This window comes from Bradyrhizobium sp. SZCCHNRI3043 (assembly GCF_032377735.1).
Taxonomy (GTDB): domain Bacteria; phylum Pseudomonadota; class Alphaproteobacteria; order Rhizobiales; family Xanthobacteraceae; genus Bradyrhizobium.
This window is the reverse complement of the sequence record NZ_JAUHID010000018.1, coordinates 1-14,431: the sequence shown is the minus strand read 5'-3', so window position 1 is coordinate 14,431 and position 14,431 is coordinate 1. Positions and strand designations below refer to the sequence as shown.

14 protein-coding genes are annotated in these 14,431 nt (G+C 65.3%); 8 read left to right on the top strand and 6 right to left on the bottom strand.

The genetic code is table 11. The features are described from left to right. Positions 1 to 177: 177 nt before the first annotated feature. The 3 genes from QX124_RS26285 to QX124_RS26275 all read left to right on the top strand — a co-directional run bounded on the left by QX124_RS26285 (position 178) and on the right by QX124_RS26275 (position 3,950). Entirely contained in the window at positions 178 to 1,089 is a 912-nt protein-coding gene (locus QX124_RS26285) for an AraC family transcriptional regulator (protein ID WP_315780789.1), read from the top strand. 505 nt (positions 1,090 to 1,594) lie between these two features. After that, a complete protein-coding gene (locus QX124_RS26280; protein WP_315737564.1) occupies positions 1,595 to 1,966 on the top strand; it encodes a tRNA-binding protein in 372 nt (123 codons plus the stop codon). A 22-nt stretch (positions 1,967 to 1,988) separates the two neighbouring features. Continuing rightward, a complete protein-coding gene (locus QX124_RS26275; RefSeq protein ID WP_315798683.1) occupies positions 1,989 to 3,950 on the top strand; it encodes an alpha amylase C-terminal domain-containing protein in 1,962 nt (653 codons plus the stop codon). Between the two features lie 323 nt (positions 3,951 to 4,273). On the opposite strand, the gene QX124_RS26270 is transcribed toward QX124_RS26275, so the two are convergent. Together QX124_RS26270 and QX124_RS26265 are read right to left on the bottom strand one after the other, a co-directional pair. Then, on the bottom strand, positions 4,274 to 5,206 hold the full coding sequence (locus QX124_RS26270) for a sugar kinase (RefSeq protein WP_315798682.1): 933 nt from the start codon (positions 5,204 to 5,206) through the stop codon (positions 4,274 to 4,276). Beyond that, complete coding sequence (locus tag QX124_RS26265; protein ID WP_315798681.1) at positions 5,193 to 6,230, bottom strand: SPFH domain-containing protein; 1,038 nt, start codon at positions 6,228 to 6,230, stop codon at positions 5,193 to 5,195. Before QX124_RS26265 ends, QX124_RS26270 begins: the two co-directional genes overlap by 14 nt. A 117-nt stretch (positions 6,231 to 6,347) precedes the next feature. Between QX124_RS26265 and QX124_RS26260 the strand changes: the two genes are divergently transcribed. Continuing rightward, positions 6,348 to 7,097 (top strand): NUDIX hydrolase, encoded by a 750-nt coding sequence (locus QX124_RS26260; RefSeq protein WP_315798680.1) that lies wholly within the window; start codon positions 6,348 to 6,350, stop codon positions 7,095 to 7,097. Between the two features lie 72 nt (positions 7,098 to 7,169). On the opposite strand, the gene QX124_RS26255 is transcribed toward QX124_RS26260, so the two are convergent. Beyond that, positions 7,170 to 7,721: a hypothetical protein gene (locus tag QX124_RS26255; protein WP_315798679.1), complete on the bottom strand. Its 552-nt coding sequence runs from the start codon at positions 7,719 to 7,721 to the stop codon at positions 7,170 to 7,172. A gap of 329 nt (positions 7,722 to 8,050) precedes the next feature. Between QX124_RS26255 and QX124_RS26250 the strand changes: the two genes are divergently transcribed. Further along, a complete protein-coding gene (locus QX124_RS26250; RefSeq protein ID WP_315798678.1) occupies positions 8,051 to 9,277 on the top strand; it encodes a CaiB/BaiF CoA-transferase family protein in 1,227 nt (408 codons plus the stop codon). A gap of 122 nt (positions 9,278 to 9,399) precedes the next feature. Here QX124_RS26250 and QX124_RS26245 read toward each other — a convergent pair whose 3' ends face one another. After that, positions 9,400 to 9,645 (bottom strand): hypothetical protein, encoded by a 246-nt coding sequence (locus QX124_RS26245; RefSeq protein ID WP_315737571.1) that lies wholly within the window; start codon positions 9,643 to 9,645, stop codon positions 9,400 to 9,402. A 37-nt stretch (positions 9,646 to 9,682) separates the two neighbouring features. Further along, on the bottom strand, positions 9,683 to 10,354 hold the full coding sequence (locus tag QX124_RS26240; protein WP_315754162.1) for a TetR/AcrR family transcriptional regulator: 672 nt from the start codon (positions 10,352 to 10,354) through the stop codon (positions 9,683 to 9,685). A 232-nt stretch (positions 10,355 to 10,586) separates the two neighbouring features. On the opposite strand from QX124_RS26240, the gene QX124_RS26235 reads away from it, so the two are divergent. Next, a complete protein-coding gene (locus tag QX124_RS26235) occupies positions 10,587 to 11,822 on the top strand; it encodes an acyl-CoA dehydrogenase family protein (protein ID WP_315798677.1) in 1,236 nt (411 codons plus the stop codon). Positions 11,823 to 11,969: 147 nt separating this feature from the next. After that, complete coding sequence (locus tag QX124_RS26230; RefSeq protein ID WP_315798676.1) at positions 11,970 to 13,028, top strand: phosphotransferase family protein; 1,059 nt, start codon at positions 11,970 to 11,972, stop codon at positions 13,026 to 13,028. 157 nt (positions 13,029 to 13,185) lie between these two features. Here QX124_RS26230 and QX124_RS26225 read toward each other — a convergent pair whose 3' ends face one another. Beyond that, positions 13,186 to 13,464: a hypothetical protein gene (locus tag QX124_RS26225; protein WP_315780803.1), complete on the bottom strand. Its 279-nt coding sequence runs from the start codon at positions 13,462 to 13,464 to the stop codon at positions 13,186 to 13,188. Between the two features lie 347 nt (positions 13,465 to 13,811). Here QX124_RS26225 and QX124_RS26220 point away from each other — a divergent pair, with 347 nt between their 5' ends. Then, the gene (locus QX124_RS26220) at positions 13,812 to 14,168 is read left to right on the top strand and encodes an NIPSNAP family protein (RefSeq protein ID WP_315798675.1); all 357 of its coding nucleotides are present in this window, start codon (positions 13,812 to 13,814) and stop codon (positions 14,166 to 14,168) included. The last annotated feature ends 263 nt before the right edge of the window (positions 14,169 to 14,431 follow it).

The following is a 14,431-nucleotide window of genomic DNA, read 5'->3' as shown; positions in this document are numbered from 1 at the left end:
CAAGCTATATCGGCGATGAAGGGAGCTGCGGCACCTCGCCGCTGACCGGGTTTTTCCCAGGTTTGAGTCCGGTCAAACCTGAGATACTATCCTTCGATGAACTTGGACCGATCCGTAAGCCTCCTGAGCCGCGCTCCCGTCATTCGTACAGACGATCCGGAGGCGATGGAGCACGCGTTGCGTACGGTCTACGGGGCAACTGGCTTCGCAGTCACCAAGGCAGATGGCTTCCTGGGGGTGGGCAACTACCTTCAGCTTACGAATATCGGCCTGGGCTTCTGTGCATATGGCGGGGCGAGGGCGGTCGTCAAGTTCCCGGAGAGCGACTTCGCGCGCCTGCAAATTGGCCTCAAAGGCAGCGCTTTGACCATTCTGAATCGCACGGCGATCGCGATAACCGAGCGGCAGTCCTGCATCGTTGCGCCTGGCGAACCCAACAGGATTGTGTTCGAGCCAGGTTATGAGCAGCTCATTCTTCGAATAGGCGCGAGGGCGTTGGAGCAGACATTGACGACGCTGCTCGGTGCAAAGCCAGCCGGTGTCCTCAAGTTTGATCCCATAGCGGCTGCGGTGCAGCCGAACGCTCTGGTCTTGCGCGATCTGGCGATGTTCCTCGCTCATCAGTTGGATGCTGCGGCTACAGAGCTGCCACGCACGGTGCTCGTCGAACTGGAGCAGGCTCTCATCGTTTCCTTCCTGTCGGCTCACCGCCACAATTTCAGCGAGCTGTTGGAGAGAGCCGAAAAGGACGTCGTGCCGCGGATCGTCCGGCTGGCCGAAGAGTATATCGAGGCCTCTTGGGACCGCGCCATCACGATCGAGGCGCTGGCATCACAGACAGGCGTCAGCATCCGCGCGCTCTATACTGCTTTCAAGAAGAGCCGCGGATACTCGCCGATGGCGTTTGCGAAAACGGTGCGATTGCGACGGGCAAAGCAGATGCTCTCGGGGGCAGATCAGCGCACCTCCGTCTCTGCAGTCGCCTTCAATTGCGGCTTCGGAAATCTCGGACACTTCGCAAGAGACTATCGCGACATGTTCGGTGAGCTTCCATCCGAAACTCTGTCGCGCGGGCGGCGCGCCGCCTAGCTCGCCTGACAGAAGCGCCGGCCAGGACCATTCCCAAGAGCGCCGGGGCCGGCAACGCGCCATGGGCAGGTTGTGCCCGGCGAAGCTTGCTGATGATGTCCAGTAGTCGCAGCCAGGCTGGGCCTCCGTGCTGTGTCTGGAGGCAAAGCGACCGAACTGCGACATTACGGGCGACGTGTCATAATCATTGCGCTCGGCGGCGGACATGCTGCAGGGCGGGTCAAGGCGTGCACGCGACGATTTGCCGGATAGCGACATTCCATGGCGATTCACGCACCTCCCGCTCGGCGATGCGGGGCAGCGGCACCCCCGCTTGCCCAGCCTGCGATTGAAGGCTTCGCACCCTGCGACCGGCCTGCCACACCAATACAGCCAATCGTCCATATGCCGTGCCGTCGCCGGGCGGGTGCATTGTCAGGAGCCCTTATGGCGATTAAAGATTCCGACCCAGACCGCGTCGGCACCGCAAGCCTTCCCGCGCGGTCATGCGTTCGATGAGGCCGCCATGCATCTTGCCCATGATCCCACAGCGCCGGCGGCAGCAGGGATCAGCTTCGACCAGTTCCTGGTCGTCGACATCCGCGTCGGCACCATCGTCGCGGCCGAGCCCTATCCGGAGGCGCGCAAACCGTCGCTGAAGCTGACGATCGATTTCGGGCCCGGCATCGGCACCAGGCGCTCCAGCGCCCAGATCGCCACGCTCTACGATCCAGCCACCCTGATCGGCCGCCAGGTCGCCGGCGTCGTCAATTTCCCGCCGCGCCAGATCGGCAAGTTCATGTCCGAGGTGCTGACGCTCGGCTTCCCGGACGAGGCCGGCAACGTCGTGCTGTTCCAGCCGGACAAGCCCGTGCCGAATGGCGCGCGGCTGTTCTGAGCGCCGGGGAGAGCCGACCATCATGGATATGCTGCTCGAACCTGTTACGCTGCCGCCATTCCCCGAAGGATTGAGGATTTCGCTGCGGCAGATGCATCTTCTCCAGGCTCCCATGGGCGGCACCCTGGTGACCGGCGGCGCTACCTTCCGCGTGTTCGCGCCGCATGCCAAGGCGGTCTACGTCTCCGGCCCGTTCAACGACTGGGCGCAGGACGCGAGCTGCCGCCTGGCGCCGATCGGCAACGGCCATTGGGCGATCTTCATCCCCGGCCTGAAGGACGGCGACGCCTACATGTACTTCGTCGAAGGCGAGGGCACCTCGGGCTACAAGCGCGATCCGCATGCGCGGCTCTTGACCGTCGATCCGCCGTTCCCGCAATCGCATTCGGTGCTGCGTAATCCCAACGCGTTTCCCTGGCACGACACCGCGTTCACACCGCCGCCCTATAGCGAGCTCGTGATCTACCAGCTCCACGTCGGCACCTTCGACATGAAGGCGGGCAATCCCGACGGCTGCTTCTTCGACGTGATCGAGCGCGTGCCGCACCTGGCGAAGCTCGGCATCAACGCCATCGAGCTGCTGCCGGTGCAGGAATTCCCGACCATGTTCAGCATGGGCTACAACGGCACCGACCTGTTCAGCCCGGAAACCGACTATGGCGAGGCCGAGGAGGCGCATCTCGCCGCCTATGTCGCCCGCACCAATGAGATCCTGGTCGCGGCTGGCGCGGCGCCTTACGCCGGCGTCGACACCGTGCGTCATTGCGACGACCAACTGCGCGCCTTGATCGACGTCTGTCATGTCCATGGCATCGCGGTGCTGTTCGACGTCGTCTACAACCACGCCGGCGGCGGTTTTGATGAGAACAGCATCTGGTTCTTCGACCGTCAGGCCTATGGCGATCCCAATCGCAGCCTGTACTTCACCGACCAGGGCTGGGCCGGCGGCCAGGTGTTCGCCTATTGGAACGCCGACGTTCGGCAGTACCTCGTCGACAATGCCGTGATGCTGTACCGCGAGTACCACGCCGACGGCCTGCGCTTCGACGAGGTCAGCGTGATGGACCGCTTCGGCGGCTGGGCGACCTGCCAGCAGCTCACCGAGGCGCTGCGCGCCGAGAAGCCCGACGCGTTCCAGATCGCCGAATATTGGCCGGTGAACCCGTGGGTGGTGAGGGACATCGCACAAGGTGGCGCCGGCTTCGACGCGACCTGGAGCGACGGCCTGCGCCTTGCGGTGCGCGGCGCCGTCGCCAGCGCGGCCGGAGGCGCCGGCGCTGCCGTTGCGATGCAGCCGATCGCCGCGGCGATCGCCGATCTCAGCCTCGACAAGCGCTGGCGCGCGGTGAACTCGATCGAGAACCACGACATCGTCTATGCCGGCCGCGAGCCGCGCATCCCGCGCCTCGCCGATCCTATCGACAGCCGCTGCTGGTATGCGCGCAGCCGCAGCCGCGTCGCCACGGGCCTGTTGCTGACCGCGCCGGGCATCCCGATGCTGTTCATGGGCCAGGAGCTGTTCGAGGACAGACCATGGAGCGACACGCCGAACCCCGACACAACGATCAGTTGGGCGCTGCTTGACGGCGAGGACAAGATCACCGCCGATGCGATGCGCTTTACCAGCGAACTGATCGCGATCCGCCGCACCCATCCGGCGCTGACCGCCGAAGGCTGCGCCATCGTCCACGTCCATGACGGCAACCGCGTGCTCGCCTTTCACCGCTGGGATGGCCAGGGCGACGACGTCGTCGTAATCGTGAGCCTGAGCGAGACGCCATGGCGCGACTACGCCATCGGTTTCCCTGCACCGGGGCAGTGGAAAGAGGTATTCAACAGCGACGTCTACGACAATTGGGTCAATCCGGATGTCGTCGGCAACAATGGCGCTGTGATCGCAGGCGGCCCGGCGCTGCACGGCCAGCCGTGCTCAGCGATGGTGACGATCCCGGCGAACGGCGTGCTGGTGTTCGCACGGGCGTGACGGCCGTAGGGTGGGCAAAGCCGCAGCCGTGCTCTGTCCACGACCGAGATCGGGATTGCGCCGTGCCCACCATCTTTGCCGTCGAGCGCGCCGATCCACGGTGGGCACGCTGCCGCCTTCGGCGGCCGCTTTGCCCACCCTACGGCCGCGCGCCCGCAGCGACGACATGTGGAAGATGGACGCTTGGTCTTTCCTCCGTCATTGCGAGCGCAGCGACGCAATCCAGAATCTTTCCGCAGAGACAGTCTGGATTGCGTCGCTGCGCTCGCAATGACGCGGCAAGAGCACGTTACGCTGCCCACGACGCGACCTGCGGGACCGAACTACACGATCAGCCGCCCCTGTCGCTCCGCAATCCCGATCACCGCCTCGGTCCCGGCGTTGAAGTCGAGATGGTCGGCCTCGATGCCATCGGAGAAGATGACGCCGTTCTCGGGCATCAGCGAGCGCAGGCGCAGGGTCTCTGCGCCCCTGAGGCCTCCGCAGACCAGGGAGGTCTGCGAGGTCTTGCTCGGGAACGGCTCGCGCACGGCGAAACGAAGCGCACGGGCGTCCCAGGGCAGGGGAGTGTAGTCGCCGCCCGTCGTGCGGCCACCGAAGCTGCCGGCGATGGCGAGCGCGCCGGTGACGATGCTCTTGAACCAGGCGGTCGAGCCGAGCCCCGTTGCCACGATCAGGCCGCTGGAGGATTGTCGCTCATGGCTGTCGCGCATCGTGATCTCGTAACGGGCCGAGACATGGGTGCGCGCGCCGATGAAGAGGTCATTGACGGCGTGCAGCACCTGGCCGTCGGCCAGACTCGCTCTTGCCATGGTCACCGCCTTGGCGGCGCGCTTGTCGGCCGCGACCTCGGGCAGGACGCTCGCGAGATCGGCGGGCTTGAACGGCAGCAACACGCCGTCATGCCGCGCCGCGTCCGGGTTGAGGCCGAGCAACGGCTGGCCGTCGAGATATTTCATCGTGTTGGCGACGAGGCCGTCCGGGCCGAGCGCCGCGACGATGTCGGCCGGGCCGAACAGGAAGTTCGGCAGGAAGCTGCGGTCGACGATCTGGTAGCGGCCCCAGCGTTCCAGCGTCTGGACGCTGGTCAAGCGCGCGGCCCGGTAGGCCGCGTGCTCGCGCTCATAGTCGGAGAAGTCGGCGCCGAGATGCTCGACATAGAAGCGGGCCTGGTCCGCGGTGAGGAATTTTGCGATCAGCTCATCGAGCCGCGTTCTCCTCGTGACCAGCACCACCTTGCGGTCATTGCCGGACACGGGCGGCCTCCGCGGGCTTCTGCATCAGACTGCTCAGCAGCTCCGGCGAGACGTTCAACTGCCCGATCTTCTCGGCCTTCTCGGCGAGCCCTGAGAAGGCCTGCGCGATCAGCTGCCCCGGCTGCATGCCGGTCGCGGCCAGCGCCTGGATCACGCGGGTGTCGACACCCTCGAAGATCTTCATCAGCGCGCCGACGCGATAGGCCTCGGCATCGGCCAAGGTGCGGGTATTGGCCGCGTTCAGCGCCACGAAATCCTTGCGCCTCGCCTCCAGCCCGATGTCGGCGACCATGCCGGCCTCGCGCAGCTCGTTCTTCTTCGCCGCGACGCTGGCCTCCGCGTCCATCTGCGTCTCGCGGATCGAGCGCTTCTTCTGCTCGACCGCGATCTCGGTATCGAGTTCGCTCTCGCGGATCGCCCGCTCGCGCTCGACCGCGAAATTGCGCCGCGCGAAGATGGCCTCGTCCGCGGTCTTCAGGATCGCCTCGCGCGCCTCGGCTTCGAGCGCCTTGGCGGTCTCCGGCGTCGGCTTCACCGCGCGCACGGCGACGCCGAGGATTTCGAGACCGAGCGCATCGATGTCGGCCCGGCGCTTCAGTCCGGTCGCAATCGCCTCGGCAATGCGGTCGGAGGCGCGCAGCGCCTCCTTCAGGGGCATGTCCTTGACGGCCTGCTGCGCCAGCACCTCGACCGCGCCGAGCACGCGCTGCGGTAGCTCTTCCGGGTCGTCGGACTCGTATGTCTTGCCGTCGCGCTTGAGGGTGAAGTTCAGCATCGCCGCTGCCTTCTTCGGCTCACCGATGCGGTAGGTGATCTGGCCCTGGATCGTCAGCGTCTGAAAGTCGCGGGCGATCTGTTGGAAGATGAAAGCGGCGTCGCGGCTGCCGATGGGGATCGCGACCAGCGAGGTCGCGGGCCCGTAATAGAAGGTGGAGAGCCCGGCGCCTTCCTCGACCACGGCGCCGGCGCGGTATTTGAGGAGGTAGGTGGTGGGTTGGGCCTTGATGAAGCGAATGCCGAACATGGCGGCCTCCTGACGTCTGATGGCGTAAGTGTGTTACGCCAACTAAGTAAGTTGGACAGTACAACTAAGCGTGCTAGTGTCAAGGGGCAAAAATCGGCAAGGCGGTCAGGGGTTGGCATGGCGGGACGGCAGGAACCAGGCGGCGGCGCGGGCGAGATCGGGCGAGGCAGGGCCGGGCTTAATTTCCCACGCCCGTTGACGACGGTCGACGTCGTCATCTTCACGATCCGCCTGGAGGCGCTGCACGTGCTGCTGGTGCGCCGCGGTCACGGCGAGGGTGAGCCGTTCCCGGACGCTTTCGCGCTGCCGGGCGGCTTCGTCGATGTCGACACGGATCGCGATCTCGAAGCCTGCGCCCGGCGCAAGCTCGTCGAGAAGACCGGCGTCGTCAGCCCGTATCTGGAGCAACTCGGCAGCTGGGGCAGCGCGAACCGCGATCCCCGCGGCTGGTCGGCGACCCACGCGTATTTTGCGCTGGTCCCGGCGTCAGCGGCGGAGACGGCGCTCGCCGCGGACGCGCAATGGTTTCCGCTCGACGGGACCGGCGTGAAGCCGAAGCTCGCTTTCGATCATGCGGAGATCCTGCGCGCTGCGGTGCAGCGACTGCGCAACAAGGTCGAGTACACCTCGCTGCCGGCCTATCTGATGCCCGAGGAATTCACCTTGCCCGAACTGCAGCGGACCTACGAGGTCGTGCTGGATCGTGCGCTGGAAAAGAGCGCCTTCCGGACCCGCATGCTGTCGGCCGACCTCATCGAACCGATCGCCAAGATGCGCAAGGGGCCGAACCGGCCGGCGCAGCTCTACCGCCTGAAAAAGACGGCTGCGCCGGTGTATTTCGCGCGGACGTTCAATGCGCCGGAGTGACGCCGCCGGTTTCTCCACGTAGCCCGCATGAGCGCTGCGATAGACCGCGGGCACAATGGTGAGACCGCCGGATCATGCCGAGAAGTCGACCACCAGCGACTTGCTGGACGAGCTCGACGAGCTGGTGCCGCTGGCGCTGTAGGACGAGGTCTTGCTGCTGTTCGAGCTCTGCAGCGCGTCGAGCAGCTTCTTCAACAGCTCCTCGACTTGAGACGATGAGCTCGACGAGGACGACGAGGTGCTCGACGTGGTGTCGCTGCTGGCATCGTCGCTTGGTGCGGGCGGCGGACCGCCGGCGCCGCCGCCGGAGAACGCATTGGCGAATACGTTCTTCAATTCGGTCGCCTGGTCGGAGGTGAGCTTGCCGCTGTCGACCTCGCTCTGGATGAGATCGTCGATCTTCGACTGCATCTCCTCGGGCGAGGGCGGCGTGCTGGAGGTCGACGACGAGGACGAGCTGTTGCCGCCGCTCTTCAATGCGGAGTCGATGTCGTCGAGCGCCGACGACAAGGCGGTCTGGTCGGTCGAGCTGACCTTGCCGGCCGAGACTTCCTTGGTGAGCTCCTGTTTGAGCAGGTCGAGCGGCGAAAAGCCGCTCATCGAGGAGGCAGAGATCGAAGTCATGGTGTGCTCCGGGTAAGACATCAAACCTGTCTCCAGCTGTGGTTGTAACGCTTAACGGCTCCTTGTTCCCTGTGTCCGGATGTGTCTGGACTCCCGTCGCACACAAAACGAAGCAAGAAAGTCGGCGCGTGCCCCGGTGATTGCGGGCGCATTCCCAATGGGTGCTACCGGTTCGGTGAGCGTCGCGAATCCGGGTGACATCCTGTGCCGGGCAAGGCCGCATGCCGCCAGCGCAGTGCTCCGGGGCACGAAATGGTGTATCCGCGGGTGACAGGCGGTGCCTCGCAGAGCAAATCCGCCACAAGGAATAAGGCTCCCGGAGGAACTCCATGTCGGCCCTGCCGCTTTCTGGCATCAAGATTCTCGATCTGACGCGCGTGCTCGCCGGACCCTTGTCCGCGCAGATGCTGGCCGATCTCGGCGCCGAGGTGATCAAGATCGAGCGGCCCGGCACGGGAGACGACGCGCGCGCCTTCGGCCCGCCTTACCTCTGGGATCCCGACGGCAAGGCGAACAACAACAACTCGTTCTACATCTGCGCCAACCGCAACAAGAAGTCGGTGACCGTCAACATCGCGAGCCCGGAGGGGCAGGAGATCATCCGCGCGCTCGCCAAGGATTGCGACGTCTTCATGGAGAACTACAAGGTCGGCGATCTCAAGCGCTATGGCCTCGACTATGAGGCGATCCGCGCGGTCAACCCGGACGTGATCTATTGTTCGGTCACCGGCTTCGGCCAGACCGGGCCGTATGCCCCGCGCGCCGGCTATGACGCGATCTTCCAGGCCATGGGCGGGCTGATGAGTGTCACCGGCCACATGGACGGCGAACCGGGGGCGGGGCCGATGAAGGTCGGGCCGTCGATCGTCGATTACATGACCGGCATGAATACCTCGATCGGCATCCTCTCGGCGCTGTATCACCGCGACGTCAATGGTGGCGGTGGCCAGCACGTCGACGTCTGCCTGTTCGACACCGTGATCGCCTCGCTGTCGCACTACGCCCAGATCTTCCTGGTCAACGGCAAGTCGCCGCCGCGCCGCGGCACCTGGGGGAATGGCGGCATGCCGGCCGGCGTGTTCCGCTGCACCGATGGCGAATTGATGCTGGTGGTCGGCAACGACGCGCAGTTCGCGCGCACCTGCGCCGTGTTAGGGGCGCCGGAGCTCGCCACCGATCCGAAATTCGTCAAGAACAACGACCGCGTCGTCAACGGCAAGGAGATCATGGCGATCTTTGCCGGCCTGTTCCTGAAGAACTCGGTGGCGCACTGGCTGGAGGAGCTCGAAAAAGCGGGCGTGCCTTGCGGACCCGTCAACGATTTCGCCCACGTCTTCGCAGACCCGCATGTGCGCTCGCGTGGCATGGAGGTGAAGGTCGAGCACCCGTTCGAGCCGCAGCTGTCGCTGATCCGCAACGCACTGACCTTCTCGGGCACGCCGATCACGGAGTACCGCGCGCCGCCGCTGCTCGGTGAGCACACCCGGGATGTGCTGGTGCAGCTCGGCTACGACGAGACGAAGATCGCGGCGTTGAGGCAGCAGGGCGTGGTGTAGCCGCGTAGCCGGCATGAACGAAAGCGACATGCGGGATCGCCACTACCGCCGGTGAAGACCCCGGATGTCGCTGCGCTCATCCGGGCTGCAGTTTGAAGCAGAGGACGTGGTGTAGCGTACGATCAGTGGGCGTGGCGGTGATGCCGGTGCCGCTTCGCCTTCCACGGGGAATAGGAGTGCGGCGCTTCGAACAACGGGGCCCGCGGCGGCGCGCCAAGCTGCTGCCGTGATTCCTGCAGGCGGCGCTGATAGCCCGGCGAGTTCATGATGCTGGCGGCGGCGCCGCGGGCCAGCACCGGCTCGCTGGCGGTCACCATCGCGAGCGCCGTGGCGGCGACGGCCATGATCAATCGCAAGCGCTGCGTCATCAGGCGAGCTTCCTTCTCATCCAGCGGAGCACGAGGTCTAGCGCGCCTCGCGCGCTGCGACCTTGGCCTGTGACTTTGCCGCCGGCACGCGCGTCGTCAAGCCGAGCACGGCACCGCGCACCACCCGCGCGATCACATCCTCGACATCGTCGAGGTCGCATCGGCCGTCGGAGAGCTTGGTCAGCCGCTCGCTCTCGCGGATGGTGTGATGCGCCATGGCGAGCGCAAAATGCAGGCCCCAGAACAGGTCGACCTCGGAGCTCTCCGGCAAAGCGCGCTTCATCGCTGCGGCGAACTTCCGCAGATGGTCGATTTCCTTGTTCTTGATGCGGCGGATTGGCGGCACCGATTCGATCGAGGCGCGGATCATGAATTGCGCCACCGCCGAGCGCTGGTTCTCCGGCCCCAGGCAGCCGCGCAGGATCGGGCCGACCAGCGCGCGCAGGATGTCGCTGATGTCGGCGCGGCCGCCGCCGGCATCCTCCGCTGCGCGCAATTCGCGCAGCCGCTCGCGGTTGAGCGCGATCGAGCGGGTCACGAACAGTTCGGCGATCAACTCGTCCTTGGAGCCGAAATGATAGTTCACCGCGGCGAGATTGACGTTCGCCTCCGCCACGATGTCGCGCAAGGTCACGTCGGAGAAGCCGCGCTCGGCATAGAGCCGCTCGGCGGCGATCAGGATCGCAGTCCGGGTCTGGTCGGTCGCCATGCTGGTCCTCCCGAACGACGAAGCAGGGTGGGGAGTTGCGTTTCAAACAATTGTATGAAACTATTGTTTGAGACGGCCGGAATGTCAATCGCGGTGCTTCCGCGAGACGACATTTTGGCACTGCAGCGACGGTTCGCGCGGTCGTGTCGCGCGAGATCACACTTGCACGGATGCATCCGGCGGGCCGACACTGCGGTCAAAACAATCTCGAGGAAACCCTGAGGAGAGTCCCATGGACTTCACGATGTCGGCGAAGCAGCAGGAATGGCTGGAGCGCGTGCGCAGCTTCATGACCAAGCATGTCCGCCCGGCGGTGCCGATCTACAAGCAGCAGGACGCCGAGGGCGATCGCTGGAAGGTGATCCCGATCCTGGAGGACCTCAAGGCCAAGGCCAAGGCGGAAGGCCTCTGGAACATGTTCATGCCGCCGTCGGAGCACGAGGACGACGAGTTCCGTGGTGCCGGTCTGACCAATCTCGAATATGCGCTGCTGTCCGAGGAGATGGGCCGCATCTCCTGGGCCTCGGAGGTGTTCAACTGCTCGGCGCCGGACACCGGCAACATGGAGGTGTTCATCCGCTACGGCACCAAGGAGCAGAAGCGCAAATGGCTGCGCCCGCTGATGGACGGCGAGATCCGCTCGGCCTTCCTGATGACGGAGCCCGCGGTGGCCTCGTCCGATGCCACCAACATCGAAACCCGCATTACGCGTGACGGCGATCATTACGTCATCAACGGCCGCAAATGGTGGTCGTCGGGTGTCGGCGATCCCCGCTGCAAGATCGCGATCCTGATGGGCAAGACCGATCCGTCGGCCGCCAAGCATCAGCAGCAGTCGCAGATCCTGGTGCCGCTCGACACACCCGGCATCAAGGTCGAGAAGATGCTGCCGGTCTTCGGCTTCGACGACGCGCCGCATGGCCACGCCCAGGTGCTGCTCGAGAACGTCCGGGTGCCCAAAGAGAACATCCTGCTCGGCGAGGGCCGCGGCTTCGAGATTGCGCAAGGGAGGCTCGGTCCGGGCCGCATCCATCACTGCATGCGCACCATCGGCAAGGCCGAGGAGTCGCTGGAGAAGATGGTGCGCCGGCTGATGACGCGCCAGGCCTTCGGCAAGAAGATCATCGAGCATTCGGTGTGGGAGCAGCGCATCGGTGAGGCCCGCACCAACATCGAGATGACGCGCCTGCTGTGCCTCAAGGCCGCCGACATGATGGACAAGGTCGGCAACAAGACCGCCCAGGGCGAGATCGCGATGATCAAAGTGGCGGCGCCCAACATGGCGCTGAAGATCATCGACGACGCGATCCAGGCGTTCGGCGGCGCCGGCGTCTCGGACGAGGCGGGTCTTGCCAAGGACTACGCCAACATCCGCACGCTCCGTCTTGCCGACGGCCCGGACGAGGTGCACAACCGCGCCATTGCCCGGCTCGAGATGAAGAAATACGCCAACGAGCCGCGGCACTGACGCAGACCTTGTAGGGTGGGCAAAGCGTCGGCCCGGGCGCGAAAGCGCGCGGGCAGGCGCGTGCCCACCATTCCAGTCTCCGAGAAAAGCGGTGGGCACGCTTCGCTTTGCCCATCCTACGTTCAATATGACCCAAGGGAGTTCGTCGTGGCCGACGGCGTCAAGAAGGACGAAGAATTCTCCGGCACCAAGCCGGTCGAGGAGCGGCATCGCTTCGACGAGGCCAAGCTCGCGGCGTGGATGGCCGAGCATGTCGAGGGCTATGCCGGCCCGCTCACCGTCGAGCAGTTCAAGGGCGGCCAGTCCAATCCGACCTATCGGCTCAACACGCCGGCGCGCTCCTACGTGCTCAGGCGCAAGCCGTTCGGCAAGCTCCTGCCGTCAGCGCATGCGGTCGATCGCGAATTCCGCGTCATCGCCGCGCTCGGCAAGCAGGGCTTTCCCGTCGCCAAGGCCTACGCGCTGTGCAACGACGACAGCGTCATTGGCGCTGCCTTCTACATCATGTCGATGGAGGAGGGCCGGGTGTTCTGGGATCCGACCCTGCCGCATGTCGACGCGCCGCAGCGCCGCGCGATCTTCACCAGCAAGATCGAGACGCTGGCGAAGTTGCACACCTACGATCCCGTCGCAATCGGCCTCGCCGACTTCGGCAAGCCCGGCAACTACTTTGCGCGTCAGGTCGACCGCTGGACCAAGCAGTATCGGGCGTCCGAGACCGAGCATCTGCCGGAGATGGAGAAGCTGATCGAGTGGCTGCCGCGCACCTTGCCGGCGCAGCAGCGCGTCTCGATCGTGCATGGCGACTACCGGCTCGATAACATGATCTTCCACGCGACCGAGCCGCGCGTCATCGCGGTGCTCGACTGGGAGCTGTCGACGCTCGGCGATCCCATGGCGGACTTCACCTATCTGCTGATGCAGTGGATCATGCCGGGCCTCGACGGCGTCGACCTGAAGGCCAAGAACATCCCGACCATGGAGGAGGCGGCCGCGATCTATCGCGGCGTCACCGGCACCGAGCTGCCGGACCTCAACTGGTACTTCGCCTACAATCTGTTCCGGCTCGCCGGCATTCTGCAGGGCATCATCGGCCGCATCCGCGACGGCACCGCTGCCAACGACAAGGCGATCGAGTCGGTCAAGCGCATGGTGCCGATGACCAAGCAGGCCTGGGCCTACGCGCAGAAGGCGGGCGCGGCGTAAGGCGCGGGCGGTTCGGCAGCCCGCATGAGCGCAGCGACATGCGGGCCAGCACTCCTGCCGGTGAAGACTCCGGATGTCGCTTCCGCCTTCGCCCGTTAGGCTTCGGCGGACGAACCGCTCATCCAGGCTACACAGCGACCACCCACCAGCTTCGGGCTCAGCGGCCGCCGCCGCCACCACCGCCCCCGCCGCCGCCTCCGGCCGCGGTCATGGCGCTGCTGTAGCGCGGGTCGGTCTGCTTCATGTAGGTCGGCGAGGTGTCGGAGGTGCGGTGCCGCGAGGGCTGCGGCAGCAGCTCATAGGTTCCGCAGGAGCCCCAAGAGCTCAGCTCGCAAGGCGGCAAATTGAGCTGACGTGCATGGGCGCCGGTCGCCCCCGCGCCGGCCGCAATGGCCCCGATCGTGGTGAGCAGCCGCAGTTTCGACATCCTCGACATCTGATCCATCCTTCGGTTTTGCGAAGCCGAAATGGTCCGCTTGCGAGGTTCGACGGCGCCTCGGAGCAGCCGGTTCGAAGATGCGACCGGAAAAAACGCGGCTAGCGGCGACATCCTCGCTTGAACCCGAACGCCGCTCACGGCGACGTTGCGCTTTCCGTAGCCCCCATGAGCGCGAGCGACATGCGGGGACACACGAGCTGCACGCGAGACCCCGGGTGTCGCTTGCGCTCATCCGGGCTACGCCTTCGTACCCGCGACGATGGCGCCGACCGCCGCGCGACCATGATGTGACGCGCCTTGCTGCTTGGCGTGCAACGCCCATATCCACGTGAAGGAGAGCCGTCATGATCCATCAGCTTCGCATCTACGAAATCTTCGAGCACAACAAGGCGGCGTTTCATGCCCGTTTTCGCGATCACGCCGCCCGCATCATGCGCATGCGCCATGGCTTCCAGATCGTCGCGATGTGGGAGAGCCGGTTCGGCGAGCGGACCGAGTTCGTCTACGTTCTGGAATGGCCGGACGAGGCCACCAAGATAGCGGGGTGGGCAGCCTTCATGGCGGATGCGGAATGGTCCGAGATCAAGCGCATCACCCATGCCGAGCATGGTCTGATGGTCGGCCAGATTGAGGACCGCCTGCTGACGTCGCTCGACTACTCGCCGGCTGTCCGGCGAAGCCTGTTGCCGCCGGATCGATGATCCCAGGTAGGCGCCGGCGGTGCCCGCCGGGCAACTCGGATGCGCGACGTCAGGGCGGAGCGATGATGAGTGCGATCCGACGATGTGAAAGGGCTGCGCCTACAAAGAAAGTTTGTGTGGTTCTTCAGCGCGATGAGCGCCGTCGTCGGCCCATGCTTAAATTTTTCACTTTCGCTTTTTCGGAATTTGTGCTTTAGTGTCGCCATCCCGCCTCAGCCGGAGGGGCGTTGCGCGCGATCGTCACGACACGCGAGGCGGGGAGC

Excerpts from the sequence above, each read along its gene's own strand:
- QX124_RS26275 (WP_315798683.1), top strand. The coding sequence starts at position 1,989 with ATGGATATGCTGCTCGAACCTGTTACGCTGCCGCCATTCCCCGAAGGA.
- QX124_RS26220 (WP_315798675.1), top strand. The coding sequence starts at position 13,812 with ATGATCCATCAGCTTCGCATCTACGAAATCTTCGAGCACAACAAGGCG.
- QX124_RS26265 (WP_315798681.1), bottom strand. The coding sequence starts at position 6,230 with ATGTTCGGCATTCGCTTCATCAAGGCCCAACCCACCACCTACCTCCTC.
- QX124_RS26235 (WP_315798677.1), top strand. The coding sequence starts at position 10,587 with ATGGACTTCACGATGTCGGCGAAGCAGCAGGAATGGCTGGAGCGCGTG.
- QX124_RS26240 (WP_315754162.1), bottom strand. The coding sequence starts at position 10,354 with ATGGCGACCGACCAGACCCGGACTGCGATCCTGATCGCCGCCGAGCGG.
- QX124_RS26250 (WP_315798678.1), top strand. The coding sequence starts at position 8,051 with ATGTCGGCCCTGCCGCTTTCTGGCATCAAGATTCTCGATCTGACGCGC.
- QX124_RS26255 (WP_315798679.1), bottom strand. The coding sequence starts at position 7,721 with ATGACTTCGATCTCTGCCTCCTCGATGAGCGGCTTTTCGCCGCTCGAC.
- QX124_RS26225 (WP_315780803.1), bottom strand. The coding sequence starts at position 13,464 with ATGTCGAGGATGTCGAAACTGCGGCTGCTCACCACGATCGGGGCCATT.
- QX124_RS26260 (WP_315798680.1), top strand. The coding sequence starts at position 6,348 with ATGGCGGGACGGCAGGAACCAGGCGGCGGCGCGGGCGAGATCGGGCGA.
- QX124_RS26280 (WP_315737564.1), top strand. The coding sequence starts at position 1,595 with ATGCATCTTGCCCATGATCCCACAGCGCCGGCGGCAGCAGGGATCAGC.
- QX124_RS26245 (WP_315737571.1), bottom strand. The coding sequence starts at position 9,645 with ATGACGCAGCGCTTGCGATTGATCATGGCCGTCGCCGCCACGGCGCTC.